The organism is Naasia lichenicola (assembly GCF_004801885.1).
Classification (GTDB): Bacteria; Actinomycetota; Actinomycetes; order Actinomycetales; family Microbacteriaceae; genus Naasia; species Naasia lichenicola.
In genome coordinates this window covers 285,796-304,828 of the sequence record NZ_SSSM01000006.1, presented here as the reverse complement: position 1 = coordinate 304,828, position 19,033 = coordinate 285,796, and the positions used below count along the sequence as shown (strand labels likewise).

The window sequence follows — 19,033 nt, the reverse complement described above, 5'->3', positions numbered from 1 at the left end:
GGATCTAGACCTCGCCGGCGATCTCGCGACCGGAGGCGAAGCGGCTGAGCGCTCCCGTCCGCGCGAGGCCGCGCACGGCGAGCCAGGACAGCACCCCCGCGAGAACGGCCCCCGAGATGACGGCGCTGACGCCGTAGATGACGGAGAAGGCGACGTCCGATCCCGGGTACCAGAGCACCAGGTCGTTGATGGCGAGGGCAAGCCCCGACGCCGCTCCCGCGAGCACCGCGGTGCCGAGACGCCAGCTCGTGTAGAGGAAGAGGGCGAAGACGATCTCGGCCGCGAGGCCCTGGACCAGCCCGGATTCGAGCGTCCACGGGCCCCACTGGTTGCCGACGAGCGCGGAGACCGCCGCGGCGACGAGCTCGCCGTACAGTGCCGCGCCCGGCTTGCGCACGACGAGGGCGGTGAGCACCCCGGCGAACAGCCAGCCGCCGCCGAGCAGCGCCTGCAGGCCCGGCAGCAGGGCGGAGACGGGGGTGCTCAGGGGGTTGTATGCGACGTTCCAGGCCAGGAAGACGAGCCCGGATGCGACGCCGATGACGCTGGCGACGACGATGTCGACGACCCGCCAGCGGGAGCGCTCCGCCCAGGACGGCGTGACGGCGGATGAGGTGGACGGTGCGGTGCGTGTGGTCACTGAACGTGCCCCTTTCGAATCGAAAAGTAGGGCACGGGATTGAGCTGCCTCCCTGCGCTGGCATTATCCAGATCAGGTTCGACGGTCGAAGCTTGGATCAGCTTCCTCTCAGCCCGGCTCACCGGACTCCCGTGTTTCCTCGATGGTAGCCCCGAACGGCACATCTCGTCGACGGAGGCGTCAGGTCGCCGCCCTAGTCTGGCGACGTGGAATTCTGCATCTTCACCGAGCCCCAGCAGGGCTACACCTACGACGAGCTGCTCGCCAGCGCCCTCGCGGCCGAGGCACTCGGCTTCGACGGCTGGTTCCGAAGCGACCACTACCTGGCGATGGACGGCATCTGGACCGGCGGCCCCGGCGGCACGCCCGGACCGACGGATGCCTGGACCACCCTCGCGGGCCTCGCCCGAGACACGACGACCCTGCGGCTCGGCACGCTCGTCTCGTCGGTGACCTATCGCTATCCCGGCGTGCTCGCGATCCAGGTCGCCCAGGTCGATCAGATGTCCGGCGGGCGCGCGGAGCTCGGGCTCGGAACGGGCTGGTTCGCCGAGGAGCACGCCCAGTACGGCATCCCGTTCCCGGAGAAGCGCTTCGGGATGCTCGACGAGCAGCTGCAGATCGTCACCAGCCTGTGGTCGACGCCCATCGGCTCGACCTTCGACTTCGCGGGCAGCCACTACACGCTGACCCGCTCGTCCGCGCTGCCCAAGCCGACCCAGGCACGCATCCCGCTGATCGTGGGCGGCAACGGCGCGAAGCGCACGCCCGAGCTGGCGGCGCGCTACGCGACGGAGTTCAACATTGGCTTCGTCGACGATGCGGGCGTCTCAGCGGCCTTCGACCGCGTCCGCTCCGCGGCATCGGCGATCCAGCGCGACCCGTCCGACCTGCGCTACTCGGTGGCGCAGCCCATCGCGGTCGGCCGGACGGAAGCCGAGTTCGTGGCACGGGCGAAGCGCAACGGCGCCGACCCGGCGCAGCTGCGCTCGCAGAACCTCGGCGGCACGGTGGACGAGGTCGTCGACCGCCTCGGCCGGCTCCGGGAGCTGGGCGCGGATCGCGTCTACCTCCAGCTGTTCGACCTCTTCGACGCCGACCACCTGGCCCTCATCGCGGAGATCACCGCGCCCTTCAAGTAGGGGCGCCGCCCGCCATGTGCACGAGACCGGCGTCATGTGCTCGGAACTTCGTGCACATGGCGCCGGAACGTAGGACCAGATCAGTGCTTGAGGGCCTTGAAGATCCTCGCGATCGCCTTGCCGGCGACCCAGACGAACGGGATGCCGACCCACAGGAGCGCCACGACGTTCGGCTGGAAGCGGACGAACCCGGCCTCCTCCACGTAGGCGCCGACGGGGATGGTCACTCCCCCGCCCCCGCCGCCGCCCGCGGCGTCGTCGCCCTCCTCCGATCCGGCGCCGAAGCCGAACCACATCGCCGCGACCGGGACGACGGTCTTGCCGCCGACCTCGATCGGATCTCCGTACACGGACTTGATGCCGAGTGAGCTGACCTTGTCGGCGAGCTCGGATGCCAGGTGTGCCATACGGCGAACCTACTCCGCGGCATCTCTCGCAGACAGGGCATCGGCTGAGACTCGGCGCCCCGAAGGCCCGCCATAGCCGACCGGTGATCCGGCTTCAACCCCTCCCTCTTCCGCAGTCGGATTGCGGAGAGTGGGCCGGTGGTCAATCCTGCAGGCACTCGAGCCGTCCTCACCACCAGCCCTTTGGCAGGCACCCCTCCAGTAGGTTTGGACAGTTCTGACCCCTTTGGAGGACTCATGCAGGTTTGGCCAGGAGCCCCCTATCCGCTCGGAGCGACCTTCGACGGCAGCGGCACCAATTTCGCGATCTTCAGCGAGAGCGCTGATCGGATCGAGCTCTGCCTGTTCGAGGAGGACGGCACCGAGACCCGCGTCGAGCTCGAGGACGTCGACGCCTACGTATGGCACTGCTACCTGCCGCAGGTCCAGCCCGGCCAGCGCTACGGCTACCGCGTGCACGGCAGCTACGATCCCGCCCGGGGTCTTCGGTCCAACCCCAACAAGGTGCTGCTCGACCCGTACGCGAAGGCGACGGCGGGCGACTACGACTGGGATCCGTCCCTCTTCTCCTACAACTTCGGCGACCCGGAGTCCGAGAACGACGACGACTCGGCCGGCCACGTGATGCTGTCCGTCGTCATCAACCCGTTCTTCGACTGGGCCGGCGATCGCGCACCCAAGACCCCGTACTCCGAGACGGTCATCTACGAGGCGCACGTCAAGGGCCTCACCGAGCTGCACCCCGACATCCCCGAGGAGGAGCGCGGCAGCTACCTCGCGCTCACCCACCCGGCGATCATCGAGCACCTGCAGAAGCTCGGCATCACCGCCATCGAGCTGATGCCGGTGCACCAGTTCGTCCAGGACGCGACCCTGCTCGACAAGGGCCTGCGCAACTACTGGGGCTACAACACCATCGGTTTCTTCGCGCCGCACAACGAGTACTCCGCCACCGGTGTGCTCGGGCAGCAGGTGCAGGAGTTCAAGAGCATGGTGCGCACCTTCCACGCCGCCGGCATCGAGGTCATCCTCGACGTGGTCTACAACCACACCGCTGAGGGCAACCACCTCGGCCCCACGCTGAGCTTCAAGGGCATCGACAACGCCGCGTACTACCGGCTCGTCGAGGACGACCAGCAGTACTACATGGACTACACCGGCACGGGGAACACCCTCAACGTGCGCCACCCGCACTCGCTGCAGCTGATCATGGACTCGCTGCGCTACTGGGTGACCGAGATGCACGTCGACGGCTTCCGCTTCGACCTCGCCTCCACCCTCGCCCGCGAGTTCTACGACGTCGATCGGCTCTCGACCTTCTTCGAGCTCGTGCAGCAGGACCCGATCGTGTCGCAGGTGAAGCTCATCGCCGAGCCGTGGGACGTCGGCCCCGGCGGCTACCAGGTCGGCAACTTCCCCCCGCAGTGGACCGAGTGGAACGGCAAGTACCGCGACACCGTGCGCGACTTCTGGCGCGGCGAGCCCTCCACCCTCGGCGAGTTCGCCTCCCGGATCACCGGCTCGGCCGACCTCTACGAGAACTCCGGACGCCGCCCGGTCGCCTCGATCAACTTCGTGACGGCGCACGACGGGTTCACCATCGCCGACCTCGTCTCGTACAACGAGAAGCACAACGACGCCAACGGCGAGGACAACAACGACGGCGAATCGCACAACCGCTCGAAGAACTTCGGCGCCGAGGGTCCGACCGACGACCCGGCGATCCTCACGCTCCGCGCGCGCCAGCAGCGCAACTTCCTCGCCACCCTGCTGCTCTCTCAGGGCATCCCGATGATCCTGCACGGCGACGAGCTGGGTCGCAGCCAGGGCGGCAACAACAACACCTACGCGCAGGACAGCGAGATCAGCTGGGTGCACTGGGATCGCGCCGACGAGCCCCTCATCGAGTTCACCGCCGCCGTCTCGCGCCTGCGCAAGGATCATCCGACCTTCCGACGCAGCCGCTTCTTCAATGGACGCCCGGTCGAGGACGAGGAGAACGCCCCGCTGCCCGACATCGTCTGGTTCAAGACCGACGGCAACCAGATGGCGCCGAAGGACTGGGATTCGGGCTTCGGCAAGTCGGTCGGCATGTTCCTCAACGGCAACGGCATCCGTCAGCGCGACTCGCGTGGCGAGACCATGACCGACGTCGACTTCCTCGTGATCTTCAACGCGCACGACGGAGATGTCGACTTCACGATCCCCAAGCAGGGCGACCACCGGAGCTGGGACATCGTCATCGACACGGCAGGCAAGACCGCGGACAGCGAGCCGAAGGTCTCGGGCGAGACCATCGTCGTCGAGCCCACCTCGCTCCTCGTGCTGCGCGCCCACCAGGACGACCAGCCCGAGCCCGATCACTCGGTCGCCGCGTCGCTGGCCGTGCTGAGCAGCTCCAACGTGACCAGCAGCTCCACCACCACGAGCAGCGCGAGCCCCACCGCGGCCTCGGCCCCTCGGGTCCGCTGATGGCTCACGAGCCGGCGAAGCGCGCCCCGATCTCGACCTACCGACTGCAGATCCGCTCGACCTTCACCCTGCAGGATGCGGCCGCGATCACCGACTACCTGCACGATCTGGGTGTCGACTGGGTCTACCTCTCCCCGCTGCTCAAGGCGGAGAGCGGATCGGATCACGGCTACGACGTCGTCGACCACTCGCAGGTCGACCCGGATCGCGGCGGCTCCGCCGGACTCGATGCCGCGTCGGCTGCGGCGCGCAGCCACGACATGGGCGTGCTCATCGACATCGTCCCGAACCACGTGGGCGTCGCCACCCCCGCCGCCACCGCGTGGTGGTGGGACGTGCTGAAGCACGGCCGCGAGTCGAAGTACGCGCAGGCGTTCGACATCGATTGGGATGTCGCCGACGGCAAGCTCCGCCTGCCCGACCTCGGCTCCCCCGACGATCTGTCCGAGCTGAAGCTGGTTCCGGCAGACGATGCGGCCGGCTCCACGGGCCAGCTCGAGCTGCGCTACTACGACCACCGCTACCCGGTCGCGCCGGGCACGGCTCAGCCGGGCGATGATCCCGTCGCGGTGCACGCCCGGCAGAGCTACGAGCTCGTGCACTGGCCCCGCGCCGACTACGACCTCAACTACCGGCGCTTCTTCGCCGTCAACACTCTCGCCGGCATCCGCGTCGAGGTGCCCGAGGTGTTCGCGGAGTCGCACGCCGAGATCCTGCGCTGGATCCGCGAGGGCCTGGCCGACGGCCTGCGCATCGACCACCCCGACGGCCTCATCGACCCGGCCGGCTACCTCGAGCAGCTGGCCGAAGCGACCGGGGACGCCTACGTGCTCGTCGAGAAGATCCTCGAGGGCGACGAGCAGCTTCCGCAGTGGAAGACCGCCGGCACGACCGGCTACGACGCCCTCGCCGACTTCGACCGGATCCTCGTCGACCCGGCGGGCGAGGCGGGGCTGACCGCCGTCGACTCCGAGCTTCGCGGTGAGCCCACGCCCGACTGGCTCGAGATGATCCACGGCACGAAGCGCGCCGTCGCCGACGGCATCCTGCACTCCGAGGTGCTCCGGCTCGACCGGATCGCCGAGGCCGCAACGGACGAGGTCGCAGACGAGGCGATCGCCGACGCCATCGCCGAGCTGCTCGCCTGCTTCCCGGTCTACCGCTCCTACCTGCCGCTCGGCATCGAGCACCTCGACGAGGCCGCCGAGCTCGCCCGGAAGCATCGACCCGACCTCGCCGCCGCGCTCGACGCGGTGCTGCCGATCCTGTCCGATCCCGAGCACCCGGCCGCCCGTCGCTTCCAGCAGACCTCCGGCATGGTAATGGCGAAAGGTGTTGAGGACCAGGCCTTCTACCGCTACACGCGGTTGACCTCGCTCACCGAGGTGGGTGCCGATCCGGCTGAATTCGGCATCTCGGCCGATCGCTTCCACACTCGCCAGTCGACTCGTCACGAGACCTGGCCGACGACGATGACCACGCTCACGACGCACGACACGAAGCGCAGCGAGGACACCCGCGCGCGGATCAGCGTGCTCGCCGAGATTCCGGACGAATGGCGCACCGCGGTCTCCGAGCTCCGTGAGCTCGCGCCGCTCGGCGACGGGCCCCTCGAGAACCTGCTCTGGCAGGCGGTCGTCGGATCGTGGCCGGCGTCCCGCGAGCGGCTGCACGACTACGCCGAGAAGGCTGCCCGTGAAGCCGGCGATTCGACCAGCTACACCGAGCCGGACGAGGCCTTCGAGACGAGGATGAGTGCGCTCATCGACTCGGTCTTCGACGATGCGGCAGTGTCCGCCAAGATCGGCGAGCTCGTCACTCGCGTCGCCCAGCCCGGCTGGTCGAACTCGCTCGCCCTCAAGCTGATCCAGCTCACCGCGCCCGGCGTTCCCGACGTCTACCAGGGCAGCGAGCTGTGGGAGACCTCCCTCGTCGACCCCGACAACCGACGCCCGGTCGACTTCGACGAGCGTCGCGCGCTGCTGACCCGGATCGACGGCGGCTGGCTCCCCCCGATCGATGAGACCGGCGCCGCCAAGCTCCTCGTCACAGCCCGCGCGCTGCGCCTGCGCCGGGATCGCCCCGAGCTGTTCGAGTCGTACCAGGCGCTCACCGCGGCGGGTCCCGCCCGCGAGCACGTGCTCGCCTTCGACCGCGGCGGCGCGATCACCGTCGCCACCCGTCTGCCGATCGGCCTCGAGGCCGCAGGCGGATGGGGCGACACCACCCTCGACGTCGGATCCGCCCCGGTCCTCGATGTCCTGACCGGCCGCACCTTCCCGGGCGGCGAACTGAAGCTGAGCGAGCTGCTGTCCACCTACCCGGTGGCGCTGCTCATTGAAGAAGGCGGCAAGCCGTGACCATGTTCGATGTCTGGGCTCCCAAGGCGAAGTTCGTCGCGCTCTCCCTCGACGGGCAGACGCTGCCCATGACGTTCGCGGGCGGAGGCTGGTGGACCGCGCCCGCCGATGCCGCGGGGACCGACTACGGCTACCTCATCGACGACGCCACCACCCCGGTGCCCGACCCGAGGTCGCGCCGCCAGCCCGACGGCGTGCACGGACTCAGCAGAATCTTCAGCGCGGCGGATCACGGATGGGGCGATGAGGCCTGGACGGGACGCCAGCTCGCCGGCGGCACGATCTACGAGCTGCACATCGGCACCTTCACCCTCGAAGGCACGCTCGACTCCGCCATCGAGCGCCTCGATCACCTCGTCGAGCTCGGCATCGACTTCGTCGAGGTGCTGCCGGTCAACGGCTTCAACGGCACGCACAACTGGGGCTACGACGGAGTGCTCTGGTACACCGTGCAGGAGACCTACGGCGGCCCCGCGGCCTATCAGCGGTTCGTCGACGCGTGCCACCAACGCGGGCTCGCGGTCATCCAGGACGTCGTCTACAACCACCTCGGCCCGAGCGGCAACTATCTGCCGCAGTTCGGCCCCTACCTGCATGAAGCCGCAGCGAACACCTGGGGTTCGTCGCTCAACCTCGACGGCGAGGACTCCGACGAGGTGCGGCACTACGTCATCGACAACGCCCTGATGTGGCTGCGCGACTACCACGTCGACGGCCTGCGACTCGATGCCGTGCACGCCCTGGAGGATCACCGTGCGGTGCACATCCTCGAGGAGCTCTCGGAGGAGGTCGACGCGCTGTCCGCTCATCTCGGCCGGCCGCTCTCGCTCATCGCGGAGTCCGACCTGAATGATCCGCGGATGATCCGCCCGCGCGAGGCCCACGGCTTCGGGATCACGGCTCAGTGGAGCGACGACTTCCACCACTCGGTCCACGTCGCCCTCACCGGAGAGACCACGGGCTATTACGAGGACTTCGAGTCCATCGAGGCACTCGCCACGGTGCTGGAGCGCGGCTTCTTCCACGCGCGCAGTCTGTCGACCTTCCGCGGGCGGGTGCACGGCCGGGCGATCGAACGCGAGACCACGCCGACCTGGCGGCTCGTCGTCTTCTCTCAGGACCACGACCAGATCGGCAATCGCGCGATCGGCGATCGGCTCTCCGCCACCCTCGATGAGAACGGCCTCGCGCTGGCCGCGGTCCTCACGCTCACCTCGCCGTTCACGCCGATGCTGTTCATGGGCGAGGAGTGGGGAGCGACCACCCCCTGGCAGTTCTTCACCTCGCACCCCGAGAAGGATCTGGGCGAAGCGACCGCGAAGGGCCGGATCGCCGAGTTCGCCAAGATGGGCTGGGACCCGTCGGTCGTGCCCGATCCCCAGGATCCGCAGACCTTCGCGAACTCCAAGCTCGACTGGTCGGAGCCGTACCCCGAGTCAGCGACCGGAGACGGCGGGCAGCACGGCCGCCTGCTGGCGCTCTACCGCGAGCTCATCACCCTGCGTCGCGCCCGGCCCGAGCTGACCGATCCGCGCTTCGGACAGGTCACCGTGGAGTACGACGCCGACGCCCGGTGGCTGGTGCTGGGCCGGGGTCACCTCGTCATCGCGCTCAACCTCGGAGATGCGCCCCTCGACCTGGAGCTCGCCGGCACCCTGCTGCTCACCACGGGATCGGGTGTCGCGCTCGACGCGCACCTCAGCCTTCCGGCGCGCACCTCGGCCATCGTCGACACCCACGGACACTGACCCCGTCGGCGGGATCGCATAGCGGCGGGCCCGAAGCCTAGGACTCGTGCGAAGGAATCGAGAGCGAGGCCCGAAGCCTAGGACTTGAGGGTGTTGAGCGCGCTGCCCTTATGGGCGGCCTTCGCGCCCGTCTTCTCGCTCTCGACGATGAACGCGGGCTCGTCCTTCGAGGCGGTGAACTTCTGGCCGTCGAACTCGAAGTCCGACGTCTTCCGCTCGACGACCTTGCCCTGGGTGCGTCCCTGCGAGGTGTTCCAGCTGACCCTGTCTCCCACTGCGACCATGCCCCCACGGTAGGGCGCGAGCCTGCAAGCTCTCTGACGCGTTCCTTGGGATCGTCAGGCTTCGGGCGCTTTGGTGTCGTACAACCTGTCTCTTCGACCGAGCAGTCGAGCCGGGAGGATGGCGCCCCGTCCGAAGCGCTCGGTCGCCGCATCCATGACCTGCTCTGCGTCGCGCCAGCCGTCGTTGTCGGCCTCGTCCCAGAGCGAGAGGCTGTCCCGCTCCCCCGCGTGCACGAGCTGCTCGGCGCGCACACCGATCAGTCGGATGCGCTTGTCGCCGAGCTCCTGCTCGTCGAGCAGCGCGGTCGTCGTCTCGTAGATCCGACGCGCGACGTCGGTGGGCTCGGCGATCGTGCGGGCTCGGGTGATGGTGGTGAAGTCGGAGTAGCGGAGCTTGATGGAGATCGTGCGCGACTCCCAGCCGCCCCGACGCAGGCGGACGGCGACCCGCTCCGACTGGTCGAGCAGCTCCCTGCGCAGGGTGTCGCGATCAGCCGTGTCGTGACTGAAGGTGTTCTCGTGGCCGACGCTCTTCTCGATGTGCCGGGTGTCGACGTGTCGAGGGTCGCGCCCCCACGAGAGCTCATGCAGATGGGAGCCCGCGGCATTCCCCAGCCACTTCCGAAGGGTGTCGGGCGGGGTGTTCGCCAGGTCGCGCACGGTGTGGAGGCCGTGCCGGTGCAGGTTCTCGGCGCTCACCTTGCCCACTCCCCACAGCGCGTCGACGGGCAGCGGATGCAGGAAGTCGAGCGTGCGGGCCTTGGGGATGACGAGCAGCCCGTCGGGCTTGGATCTCGTCGAGGCGAGCTTGGCGACGAACTTGGTGGAGGCTGCGCCGATCGAGCAGGTCAGACCCGTCTCGGAGAGCACGCGCGCGCGGATGCTCCGCGCGATCACCAGCGGGCTGCCGAGCAGGCGGCGGGCGCCGGCGACGTCGAGGAACGCCTCGTCGATGCTGAGCGGCTGCACGAGCGGCGTCACGTCACGGAAGATGCTCATCACCCGGCGCGAGTACTCGCTGTACTTGGCGCCATGCGGAGGCAGGATGACCGCCTTCGGGCAGAGCTGCATGGCGCGGCCCATCGACATCGCCGACCTGACGCCGTAGGCACGTGCCTCGTACGTGGCGGAGGTGACCACGCCGCGGCCGGATGCTCCTCCAACGATGACCGGCTTGCCGCGCAGCTCGGGGTGGTCGAGGAGCTCGACGCTGGCGAAGAAGGCATCCATGTCGATGTGCAGGATGGTGGCGTCGTCGCTGTCGACGGAATCGCCCGTGGACTGGCGCTCGCCCTGACCGCCCTTCACACTCACCCCTCCATCTTCCCCTGCGCCTCCGACATCCGTCGGCTTCCAATCGCGAGGAGGACACACAGCTGCACGGATCAGGAGATTGCCCCCGTCCAGCACGGTTCACCGCCCGCACATGCCCCCGGCGGACCAGGATCTCCGGATCCGTGCAACATCCCCTGATCCGTGCAGCGTCTCCGGATCCGTGGGGCGGGCTGGCCGTGGTCAGCGGGCGAGGCGCTCGATGACCGCCCCGAAGGCGGCGGGGAGGGCGGAAGCCGTCGGGACGATCGCCCCGCGCAGGGGCGAGGTGGCCGCTGCGACCATGAGCCCGGTGATCACCCGGAAGTCGCGGGAGCGATGAGCCCATTCGCGGCCGTAGCCTTCGGCACTGTCGGCGAGCACGGCGTCGACCGCCGCCTCGGCCTGCGCGAGTCCGACCCGCATCCCCTCCCCCGTCAGCGCGTCGACGTAGCCGGAGGCGTCGCCGACCAGCAGCACTCGACCTGCAGATCGTGCCGACGTGCGCTGCCGAAGCGGCCCCGCACCCCGGACGCTCGATGCGGGCGCCGCGCCGTCGAGCCGGCCGGCGAGCTCCGGCAGGGACTCGATGGCCGCGCGGAAGTCGGTGCGCGGCGGTCCGAGGATGCCGATGCCGACCACGTCAGGAGCGACGGGGGTGACGTACGCCTCGATCCCGGCGCTCCAGTGCACCTCGACGAGATCGGTCCATGGCGCGACGGCGAAGTGCTGACGGATGCCGAAGCGCCGAGGAGCCGTGCTCGGACGAGCGAGCCCCAGGGTGCGACGGATGCCCGAGTGCAGGCCGTCGCAGGCGAGCATCCAGCGGGCCTCCAGTCCTGCAGCGTGGACGGTGCGGTCGTCCTGCTCGATGTCTTCGACCCGCCCGACCAGCCGCTCGACTCCGACCTCATCGGCTCGAGCCTCGAGCAGCTCGGAGAGGGCCAGTCGGCGCACGCCGCGGCCCGGCGCACGCGTCAGCCGATGCGAGACAGTGCGACGACCGTCGGTGTAGCGGAAGCCGGCGATCGGCATGCCCGGCGGCGACACTCCGATCGCGGCCAGCGCATCGATGGCGCCGGGCATCAGACCCTCTCCGCACGCCTTGTCGATCGGCCCGGAACGAGGTTCGACGAGGGCGACGGTCAGTCCGGAGAGTCGGGCTCGGATCGCGGCGGAGAGGCCGACGGGTCCCCCGCCGGCGACGAGGACGTCGAACCGCCGCACGCTCATCTCAGCCGCTCGATCTGGCCGGCTCGGCGACGAGTGCGAGGGCTCGCTCCTCGACCGGGATCCGGTACCGCATCAGCAGGATGGCGTTGAGCACGGTGAACCCGATCGCGGTGATCCAGGCGGTGTGCACGAGCGGAAGCGCGATCCCTTCGAGCACCACCACGACGTAGTTCGGGTGCCGCAGGAAGCGGTACGGCCCGCCGGTGACGAGGCCGGCGCCGGGAACGACGATGACGCGGGTGTTCCACTGTCGTCCCAGGGCGTTGATGCACCAATAGCGCAGCGCCTGCGACGCGAGTGTCGCGGCGAGCGCCGCCCAGCCGAGCCACGGCAGGAACGGCCGGTCGGCGACCACCACCTCGACGAAGCAGGCGACGAGCAGGCCTGTGTGCAGTGCCACCATCCAGGGGAAGTGCTCGCGGCCGAATTCCACACCTCCGCGGGCGAAGGCCCACCGCGCGTTGCGGGTGGAGATGACCAGTTCGGCGAGGCGTTCGATGCCAGTCGCCAGCAGCAGGACGGCGTAGAGCAGCACGCCGAGCTGGTCGGAGCTCATGCCGCCACAGCCTTCCGGCCACCGTCGACGACGTCGCCGACACCGCTGTCGACGCCGCTGTCGATGCCGCGATCCTCGGAGGGCCAGCGCAGCAGCACCATCTCGGCGCTGAGGCCGGGGCCGAGCGCGAACAGCATGGCGGTCCCGGCACCGGGAGCCTTGCCGTCGGGGCCGTCGATCGCCAGCGCATCGGCCAGAACGTGCAGGACCGACGACGAGGACAGGTTGCCCACCGCGGCCATCGATCGCCAGCTGAGGGCCAGCGCATCGTCGGCGAGCCCGAGAGAATGCGAGAAGGCCTCGAGCACGCGAGGACCGCCCGGGTGGGCGATCCACCGGTCGATGTCGGGGATGCTCAGTCCGTTGTCCGAGAGGAATCCGTCGACGTCCGCGCCGAAGTGCTCGTCGACCACATCCGCGATCCCGCCCGTGAGCACGATCCGGAAGCCGGTCGATCCGGGATTGAAGCCGAGGATGTGGCCGCTGTCGGGGTACAGCCGGCTGCGCACGTCGACCACGTCGGGACCCGTGAGCCCCAGCTGCTCCGCTCTCCGCGCGCCCACCATGACCACGGCCGCGCCGCCGTCGCCGAACAGCCCGCTCGCGACGAGGTTGGCCATGGAGTCGTCGTCGCGCTGCACGGTCAGCGAGCACAGCTCGATCGACAGCAGCACCGCGACGTCGTCGGGGTGCCCGAGGAGGTAGTCGTGCAGGCGTGCGATGCCCGCCGCACCCCCGACGCAGCCGAGGCCGAACATCGGCACCCGCTTGATATCGGACCGCAGGCCGATCCGTGGCACGAGCAGCGCATCGATGGACGGGGCGGAGATGCCGGTGACCGAGGTGAACATGATCATGTCCACGTCGGATGCCTGCAGGCCGGAGCGCTCGAGTGCGTCGCGCACCGCCACCTCGGCGAGATCGGTCGCGGCACCGATGAACCGATCGTTGCTCTCGGTGAAGCTCAGTCCGGCCCGATACTCGTCGAGCGGCATCACCAGATGGCGGCGATCGACCCGGCTGCCGGCGTGCATCCGGCGCAGCACGGCCTGCTTCGATCCGTCGCTCGTGATCATGGGCGCGATCATCTCGGTGATCTCCGACTGAGCGTAGGAATGCTCAGGAAGGACTGCGGCGACTGCGGCGATCCGACTCATTGCCGAAAGCTAGCACCGCCCTCTGAACGCCCCATGACCGCGCCCCCGATTCGTGCACAGCGTGCGCGGCACAATGGAGGCAGGAGACGGGCTCGACAGCTCGGTCAGCGAACAGGAAGCGAGACGCGGATGAGCAGGATCACGATCATCGGAGCGCACGGAGCGGTGGCCCAGCGGATCCTGAGCAGGCTCTACGATCGCGGCGACGAGGCCGTCGGAGTGATCCGCAATCCCGAGCACGGTGAGGACATCCTCCGGCTCGGCGGCGAGACGGCGGTGCTCGACATCGAATCCGCGACGATCGACCAGCTGGCTTCCGTGCTGACGGGGTCCGATGCTGTCGTCTTCGCGGCCGGCGGTGGCCCGAACTCCGGAGCCGCGCGCAAGCGGACCGTCGACTATGCGGGCTCGGTGCTCACCGCCGACGCGGCGACGGCAGCAGGCGTGCGACGGATGGTGCAGATCTCCGCGATCGGCGTGGACGAGCCGCTCGCAGAAGACGCAGACCCCGGCTGGGCCGCCTACGTCGACGCGAAGCGCGATGCCGACGCCTACCTGAAGGGCACCGACCTCGATTGGACCATCCTGCGTCCGGGCGGCCTCACGTCCGACGATGGAACCGGATCCGTGCAGCTCGGCATCGAGGTCGAACGCGCCAGCATCCCGCGGGACGACGTCGCGGAGCTCGTGCTGGCCGTCCTCGACGACCCCACCTCCATCGGTCGGGTCTGGGAGGTCGTGTCCGGCTCGACGCCCATCGCCGACGCGGTTGCCGCGGCAGGTTCCGCCACCTCCTAGCCCGGGATAGCCCGGTCGGATCGGCGGGCCACGAGAAAGTCGGCGGCGCACAGCGCTCGTGTCTCAGCTCGGCGTGTCGGTCGAGGCCGTACAGTCTCGATAGCCCGGCGGTCCTCTCGATCCAGCAGGCGCCGGATCAGAAGGAGTGCCGATGGCCATCGTCGACAACGCGGTCTACGTCGAAGGCGTCCGGGTGGCGGATCCGCCCAGCCTGAGCGAGACCTTCGAGTACATGCGTGCCAAGAAGGGCATGGCCTGGATCGGCCTGTACCGACCGAGCGAGGATGAGCTGCATCAGGTCGCCCAGGAGTTCGGCCTGCACCCCCTCGCCGTCGAGGACGCGCTGCTCGGTCACCAACGGGCGAAGTTCGAGCGCTACGGCGACATCCTGTTCATCGTGCTCCGCCCGGCTCGCTATCTCGACGGTCCAGAGGAGGTCGAGTTCGGCGAGGTCCACCTCTTCATCGGGCCCGATTTCGCGATCACCGTCCGGCATGCGGAGTCGCCCGACCTCGCAGCCGTCCGCGCCCGTCTCGAGGCATCCCCCGATCTGCTCAAGCTCGGCCCCAACGCCGTGCTCTACGCCGTCCTCGATCAGGTCGTCGACGAGTACAGCCCGGTCGTGCACGGCCTGGAGAACGACATCGACGAGATCGACGATCAGCTCTTCGGCGGCGAATCGGAGGTCTCCCGACGCATCTACGAGCTGGCCCGCGAAGTCATGAACTTCCAGCGCGCGATCGGCCCGCTCGTACCCATGCTCGACACCCTCTACCTCGGCTTCTCGAAGTCGGAGAGGGAGATCGAGCTGCGACGCGGCATGCGCGATGTCCGCGATCACGCCATCAAGGTGTCTGAGCGGGCGGACGGCTTCCGCACGGTTCTGCAGAATGCGCTGATCACCAACTCCACTCTGGTGACCGAGCGTCAGAACGAGCAGATGCGGGAGCTCAGCGAGACGAGCATCACGCAGGGCGAGCAGGTGAAGCGGATCTCCTCCTACGCGGCCATCCTGTTCACCCCGAGCCTGGTCACGGGCGTCTACGGGATGAACTTCACCCACATGCCCGAGCTCGACTGGACACTCGGATACCCGCTCGCCGTGCTGCTGATGATCGTGCTGAGCGGCGGGCTGTTCCTGCTGTTCAAGCGCAAGGGCTGGCTGTAGCGCCCGTCTCACGCATCAGGACCGCGGGACCGTCCCTGTCGGTCAGACTGCGGCGGCTCGCAGCCGGGCCAGCCGGGTGCGTGCCGCCTTCTCCGCTCCCGGCATCGTGCCGAGCAGCCGCCCGGTGGCCTGCAGCACGGCCGCCGTCGCCGGGACGGCGGGGCCGATGGGGCGCCGCAGCTTGAGAGCGATCCGGAACTCGTCGTCCAGCGACGCGACGGCGCCGTTCCAGAGCAGCGGATAGGTCGGACGGAGCGAGGGGGCGAGGGGCGGGGTCTTGAGGAACCTGATGACGTCGGCGACGCGTTCGTCATGGCGCAGCTGCCCCGAGTCGAGGTAGGCATGCATCTGCTCGTGCAGTTCGGCGCGCGATCGAGGCGGATCCTGCACGCCCATCAGCTCGCCGGCCTTCGCCCATTCGCGGACATAGGCGTCAGGACCGCCGGGGATCGGCCGTCCCCAGACCTCGTGCACGCCGAGGAACGCGTCGGTGAAGGCGAGATGAACCCACCGGAGCAGGTCGGGCTGGTTCGCGGCGTAGGGAATCGGCTCCCCATCAGGGCCTTCGTAGACGCCGGTCACCTTCTCGTGCAGGCGCAGCACCCAGGCCGACGCGTGCTCCGCGTCGGCGCGGCTGCCATAGGAGACGGTGAAGATCCAGCGGATGGTGCCGGCCAGCCGTCCGAACGGATCCTCGCGGTAGCGCGAGTGATCGTGCACCCCGGCCATCGCGCCCGGGTGCAGGGCCTGGGTGAGGAGCGCCCGGATTCCGGCGACGAGCGTCGGCATGTCGCCATGCACCGCCCAGACCGCCGAGCCGGGGCCGAAGAAGCCCTCGTCGTCGCCCTTCTCGAGCTCCGCCACCCAGGGAGGTTCGCCCTCGTCCCGACCGGTCAGGGCCTGGAGCACTCGGGCTTTGAGGGGATCGCTCAGCTTGGCCATGCCCTAGTGTGCGCCGCGCCCCCGCAAGGTCCGCTGTGAAGCCCCCGTCGAGAGGAGGGACACCGCGGGATCAGAAGTCGCCCCCACCGAAATCGCCGCCCCCGAAGTCGCCACCGCCGAAGTCACCGCCACCGAAGTCACCGCCTCCACCGTCCCAGCCGGAGTCACCGCCCCAGCCAGAGTCGCCACCCCCGTCGGCACCGGATGCATCCGCCGATGACGCGTCCGCGGAAGCATCCGAGCCGTCGACGCCCGAGTCGTACGAGGCGTCGGGCATGAACGCGCCCACCAGAGCCGAGCCGATGACGTACCCGGCCACGGTTCCGAGGATGGAGCTGCCCACCATCGAGCCGAAGCTCGGCCCGCCCCGATAGCCGCCGCCCATCGCTCCGCCGCCGCCATTCGCCCCGCCGAACGCGCGCTCGAGAGTGCCCGGCTGCCGGATCTCGGATCGGGTCGCCGAGCGCGCGAGCGACTCGGGGTCGTCGCCCGACGGCTTGTCGGGCCCGGCCACCAGCTCGTCGTAGACCTGGCGGCGCTGCTCGGGGGTGAGCTTGCCGAACGCCTCGGCATGCACCTGCTCGATCGTCTCCGGCGGAGCCGTGCGCAGCAGGTATCTGTAGCGCTCGAGGGCGATCTCGTCGTCCGTCCGCGGTGCGCCCTGGCCTGCGCCGCGACCGAACGACTGCTCGGCCGCCGAACGGGAATTCTGCTCTGGCTCGTCGCGTCCCAGCAGACGATCGAGGAAGCCCATGGTGTGTGCCCTTCTCTGACAGCGCCCGGAGATCGGGCACCGATGTGGGATTCCTGAATCTAGGAGCGACCGCTGAAGGGGCGCTGGGGAATACCGGCGCCGATCACGGCTGGGGTGCGCTGGCGGCGAACATGGCTCGAGATCCCCGCGGCTCCGGGCGCATCCCGCCGAACGGGTGGAATCAGGCCGCTTCGCGGGCGAGCAGCGAGCGCTTCACGGGGACGCCCCAGGCGAAGCCGCCCATGGTCCCGTCGGTGCGCAGCACCCGATGGCAGGGCACGAACAGGGCGGGCGCATTGGTCGCGCAGGCCGAGGCGGCCGCGCGCACGGCGCTGGGGCGACCGCTCGCGGTGGCGAACTCGGTGTAGGTGAGCGGATGCCCCGGCTCGATGGTGCGGAGCGCCGCCCATGCCACGGACCGGAACGGGCCCCCGCTCTGGCGGACCCGCACGGAGTCGATCGCCGCGAAGTCGCCCGCGTAGTAGCGCTCGACCGCCGCGACGACGTCGGCCAGCGCATCCTCGCGCAGCTCGGTCGGACGAAGGGTCGGGGTCAGGCGCATCACCAATGCGTCGACATCGTCCGTCCATCCCGAGGCGAGGACCTCGTGCTCGTCCGTTGCGAGGATGCCGAACGGACCATCGGGCGTCGATACGAAGGCCGTGAGAGCGGCAGAAGGGGTCATGGTTCTTCTCCTCGGGAGATCGGGAGCGGCGACGCCGTCGGGACTGGAGTCGGATGAAGGGTTGAGTGCGGGGTCGGGCGCGGGGCGCGTCCGGCGGAGCGGAAGTGCAAGGCGGCGTAGCTGCGCCACGGGGACAGCCGAGACGTCTCGCCGGCCGTGCGACGGCTGTCCAGGCCGAGGCGGCGCATGCCACGACGGACGATGTCGTCGGACGAGCAGTCGACGTCGGGCGAGCCGAGGATCCGAGACACCGCGTAGGCACGAGAGGCGGCCGAAACTCCGAGGCGCTCCAGTTCGCCCGACAGCTCCGAAGCCGACCATCCGCTGTCGACCTGCTCGGCTAAGGACTGCACCGCCTCGCGCTCCTGTGCGCGGTCCAGGTCGGCACGGCGAGCGGCCCGGCCGTGGGTCTCCCCTGCCGCGGCGCGGATGATGAGGTCGGACGCCTCGAGCGCGCCGGGAACTCGGATGCCCGGCGCAGTGCGCACCGCTTCACGGAGCGCCGGGATCTCCGCGAGTGCCGCATCGACCGTCTGCGGATCGGCATCGAGGTCGAAGAGGCGGCGGACGCGGGCGATTGCCACCGGCAGGTCACGCAGCTCGTCGAGCCGCACGGAGAGCTTCAGCTCCGCTCCGTCCGCACGGACCTCGATGTCGCCCGTCCCCCGCGGAAGCACGATCGGCCGCGCATAGCCGGCATCCGATGCCCGCTCCGTCCGGAGGTCGGCGTGCTCGGCGAGATATCGGAAGGTCCCGGCCGCGTCGAACGGCTCACGGGTGGCCAGACGCAGCTCGATCCTCCCCGGCGACGCGTGCATCGCAGAGCGCTGAGCCCGGATGGCAGTCGGCGTGAGCTGGAAGACCTCGCCGATCGTGTCGTTGAACTGGCGCACACTGGCGAATCCGGCAGCGAAGGCGACGTCGGTGATCGGCAGGTCCGTGGACACCAGCAACGTGCGAGCCGTCTGGGCACGCACCGCGCGGGCCAGAGCGAGTGGCCCCGCTCCGAGCTCCTCGGTGAGCACGCGCGTCAGGTGCCTGGTGGTGTACCCGAGCCTGCTCGCGAGGCCTCCGACTCCGGCACGCTCGACCTCGCCGTCGGCGATGAGCCGCATCGCACGGCCGACGAGGTCGTCTCGCAGATCCCACTCCGGCGTGCCGGGAACGGCTTCGGGGAGACACCGCTTGCAGGCCCGATACCCCGCCAGGTGGGCTGCGGCGGAGGTGCTGAAGAAGGTGACGTTCTCGGGCCGAGGGGTGCGTGCGGGGCAGGACGGACGGCAGTAGATCCCGGTGGTGCGCACAGCAGTGATGAACTGGCCGTCGAACCGGCGGTCGCGGCCTGCGATCACCCGGTATCGCTGCTCGAAGTCCAT

The 19,033-nt window shown here is 69.5% G+C and carries 17 protein-coding genes and 1 riboswitch; of the genes, 6 read left to right on the top strand and 11 right to left on the bottom strand.

Annotated elements, in window-relative coordinates; genetic code table 11:
• Positions 1–4: 4 nt before the first annotated feature.
• On the bottom strand, positions 5–640 hold the full coding sequence (locus tag E6C64_RS17620; RefSeq protein WP_136428977.1) for an ECF transporter S component: 636 nt from the start codon (positions 638–640) through the stop codon (positions 5–7).
• A gap of 31 nt (positions 641–671) precedes the next feature.
• A riboswitch (TPP riboswitch) is annotated at positions 672–783 on the bottom strand.
• A gap of 63 nt (positions 784–846) precedes the next feature.
• Between E6C64_RS17620 and E6C64_RS17615 the strand changes: the two genes are divergently transcribed.
• Positions 847–1,782 carry a TIGR03560 family F420-dependent LLM class oxidoreductase gene (locus E6C64_RS17615; protein ID WP_136428976.1) on the top strand — a complete coding sequence of 312 codons (936 nt, stop codon included), beginning with the start codon at positions 847–849 and terminating at the stop codon, positions 1,780–1,782.
• A gap of 80 nt (positions 1,783–1,862) precedes the next feature.
• On the opposite strand, the gene E6C64_RS17610 is transcribed toward E6C64_RS17615, so the two are convergent.
• On the bottom strand, positions 1,863–2,189 hold the full coding sequence (locus tag E6C64_RS17610; RefSeq protein WP_136428975.1) for a GerW family sporulation protein: 327 nt from the start codon (positions 2,187–2,189) through the stop codon (positions 1,863–1,865).
• Positions 2,190–2,426: 237 nt separating this feature from the next.
• On the opposite strand from E6C64_RS17610, the gene glgX reads away from it, so the two are divergent.
• From glgX to treZ, 3 genes are read left to right on the top strand one after another with little or no spacing between them, the layout of a single operon-like run.
• Positions 2,427–4,661, top strand: a complete 2,235-nt coding sequence (glgX, locus tag E6C64_RS17605) for a glycogen debranching protein GlgX (RefSeq protein WP_136428974.1) — start codon at positions 2,427–2,429, stop codon at positions 4,659–4,661.
• A complete protein-coding gene (treY, locus tag E6C64_RS17600) occupies positions 4,661–7,021 on the top strand; it encodes a malto-oligosyltrehalose synthase (protein ID WP_136428973.1) in 2,361 nt (786 codons plus the stop codon). Before glgX ends, treY begins: the two co-directional genes overlap by 1 nt.
• Positions 7,022–7,023: 2 nt before the next feature.
• Entirely contained in the window at positions 7,024–8,769 is a 1,746-nt protein-coding gene (gene treZ / locus E6C64_RS17595) for a malto-oligosyltrehalose trehalohydrolase (protein ID WP_136429348.1), read from the top strand.
• A gap of 77 nt (positions 8,770–8,846) precedes the next feature.
• Here the strand turns inward: treZ and E6C64_RS17590 are convergent, their stop codons facing one another.
• The 5 genes from E6C64_RS17590 to E6C64_RS17570 form a co-directional block, all read right to left on the bottom strand.
• Positions 8,847–9,053, bottom strand: a complete 207-nt coding sequence (locus E6C64_RS17590; protein ID WP_136428972.1) for a hypervirulence associated TUDOR domain-containing protein — start codon at positions 9,051–9,053, stop codon at positions 8,847–8,849.
• A gap of 54 nt (positions 9,054–9,107) precedes the next feature.
• Positions 9,108–10,361, bottom strand: coding sequence for a DNA polymerase IV (locus tag E6C64_RS17585; RefSeq protein ID WP_269846391.1), 1,254 nt, complete (start codon positions 10,359–10,361; stop codon positions 9,108–9,110).
• A gap of 207 nt (positions 10,362–10,568) precedes the next feature.
• Positions 10,569–11,597, bottom strand: coding sequence for an NAD(P)/FAD-dependent oxidoreductase (locus E6C64_RS17580; protein WP_136428971.1), 1,029 nt, complete (start codon positions 11,595–11,597; stop codon positions 10,569–10,571).
• A gap of 1 nt (position 11,598) precedes the next feature.
• Positions 11,599–12,153, bottom strand: coding sequence for an isoprenylcysteine carboxyl methyltransferase family protein (locus tag E6C64_RS17575; RefSeq protein WP_136428970.1), 555 nt, complete (start codon positions 12,151–12,153; stop codon positions 11,599–11,601).
• Positions 12,150–13,310 (bottom strand): type III polyketide synthase, encoded by a 1,161-nt coding sequence (locus E6C64_RS17570; RefSeq protein ID WP_136428969.1) that lies wholly within the window; start codon positions 13,308–13,310, stop codon positions 12,150–12,152. Before E6C64_RS17570 ends, E6C64_RS17575 begins: the two co-directional genes overlap by 4 nt.
• 129 nt (positions 13,311–13,439) lie before the next feature.
• Here E6C64_RS17570 and E6C64_RS17565 point away from each other — a divergent pair, with 129 nt between their 5' ends.
• Together E6C64_RS17565 and E6C64_RS17560 are read left to right on the top strand one after the other, a co-directional pair.
• The gene (locus E6C64_RS17565; protein WP_136428968.1) at positions 13,440–14,108 is read left to right on the top strand and encodes an SDR family oxidoreductase; all 669 of its coding nucleotides are present in this window, start codon (positions 13,440–13,442) and stop codon (positions 14,106–14,108) included.
• 151 nt (positions 14,109–14,259) lie between these two features.
• A complete protein-coding gene (locus E6C64_RS17560; protein ID WP_136428967.1) occupies positions 14,260–15,276 on the top strand; it encodes a magnesium and cobalt transport protein CorA in 1,017 nt (338 codons plus the stop codon).
• Between the two features lie 42 nt (positions 15,277–15,318).
• Here E6C64_RS17560 and E6C64_RS17555 read toward each other — a convergent pair whose 3' ends face one another.
• The 4 genes from E6C64_RS17555 to E6C64_RS17540 all read right to left on the bottom strand — a co-directional run bounded on the left by E6C64_RS17555 (position 15,319) and on the right by E6C64_RS17540 (position 19,033).
• A complete protein-coding gene (locus tag E6C64_RS17555; RefSeq protein ID WP_136428966.1) occupies positions 15,319–16,218 on the bottom strand; it encodes an oxygenase MpaB family protein in 900 nt (299 codons plus the stop codon).
• Positions 16,219–16,288: 70 nt separating this feature from the next.
• Positions 16,289–16,972, bottom strand: coding sequence for a hypothetical protein (locus E6C64_RS17550; RefSeq protein WP_136428965.1), 684 nt, complete (start codon positions 16,970–16,972; stop codon positions 16,289–16,291).
• A 181-nt stretch (positions 16,973–17,153) separates the two neighbouring features.
• Positions 17,154–17,657 carry a methylated-DNA--[protein]-cysteine S-methyltransferase gene (locus tag E6C64_RS17545; RefSeq protein ID WP_136428964.1) on the bottom strand — a complete coding sequence of 168 codons (504 nt, stop codon included), beginning with the start codon at positions 17,655–17,657 and terminating at the stop codon, positions 17,154–17,156.
• Positions 17,654–19,033 carry a bifunctional transcriptional activator/DNA repair enzyme AdaA gene (locus E6C64_RS17540; protein ID WP_136428963.1) on the bottom strand — a complete coding sequence of 460 codons (1,380 nt, stop codon included), beginning with the start codon at positions 19,031–19,033 and terminating at the stop codon, positions 17,654–17,656. Before E6C64_RS17540 ends, E6C64_RS17545 begins: the two co-directional genes overlap by 4 nt.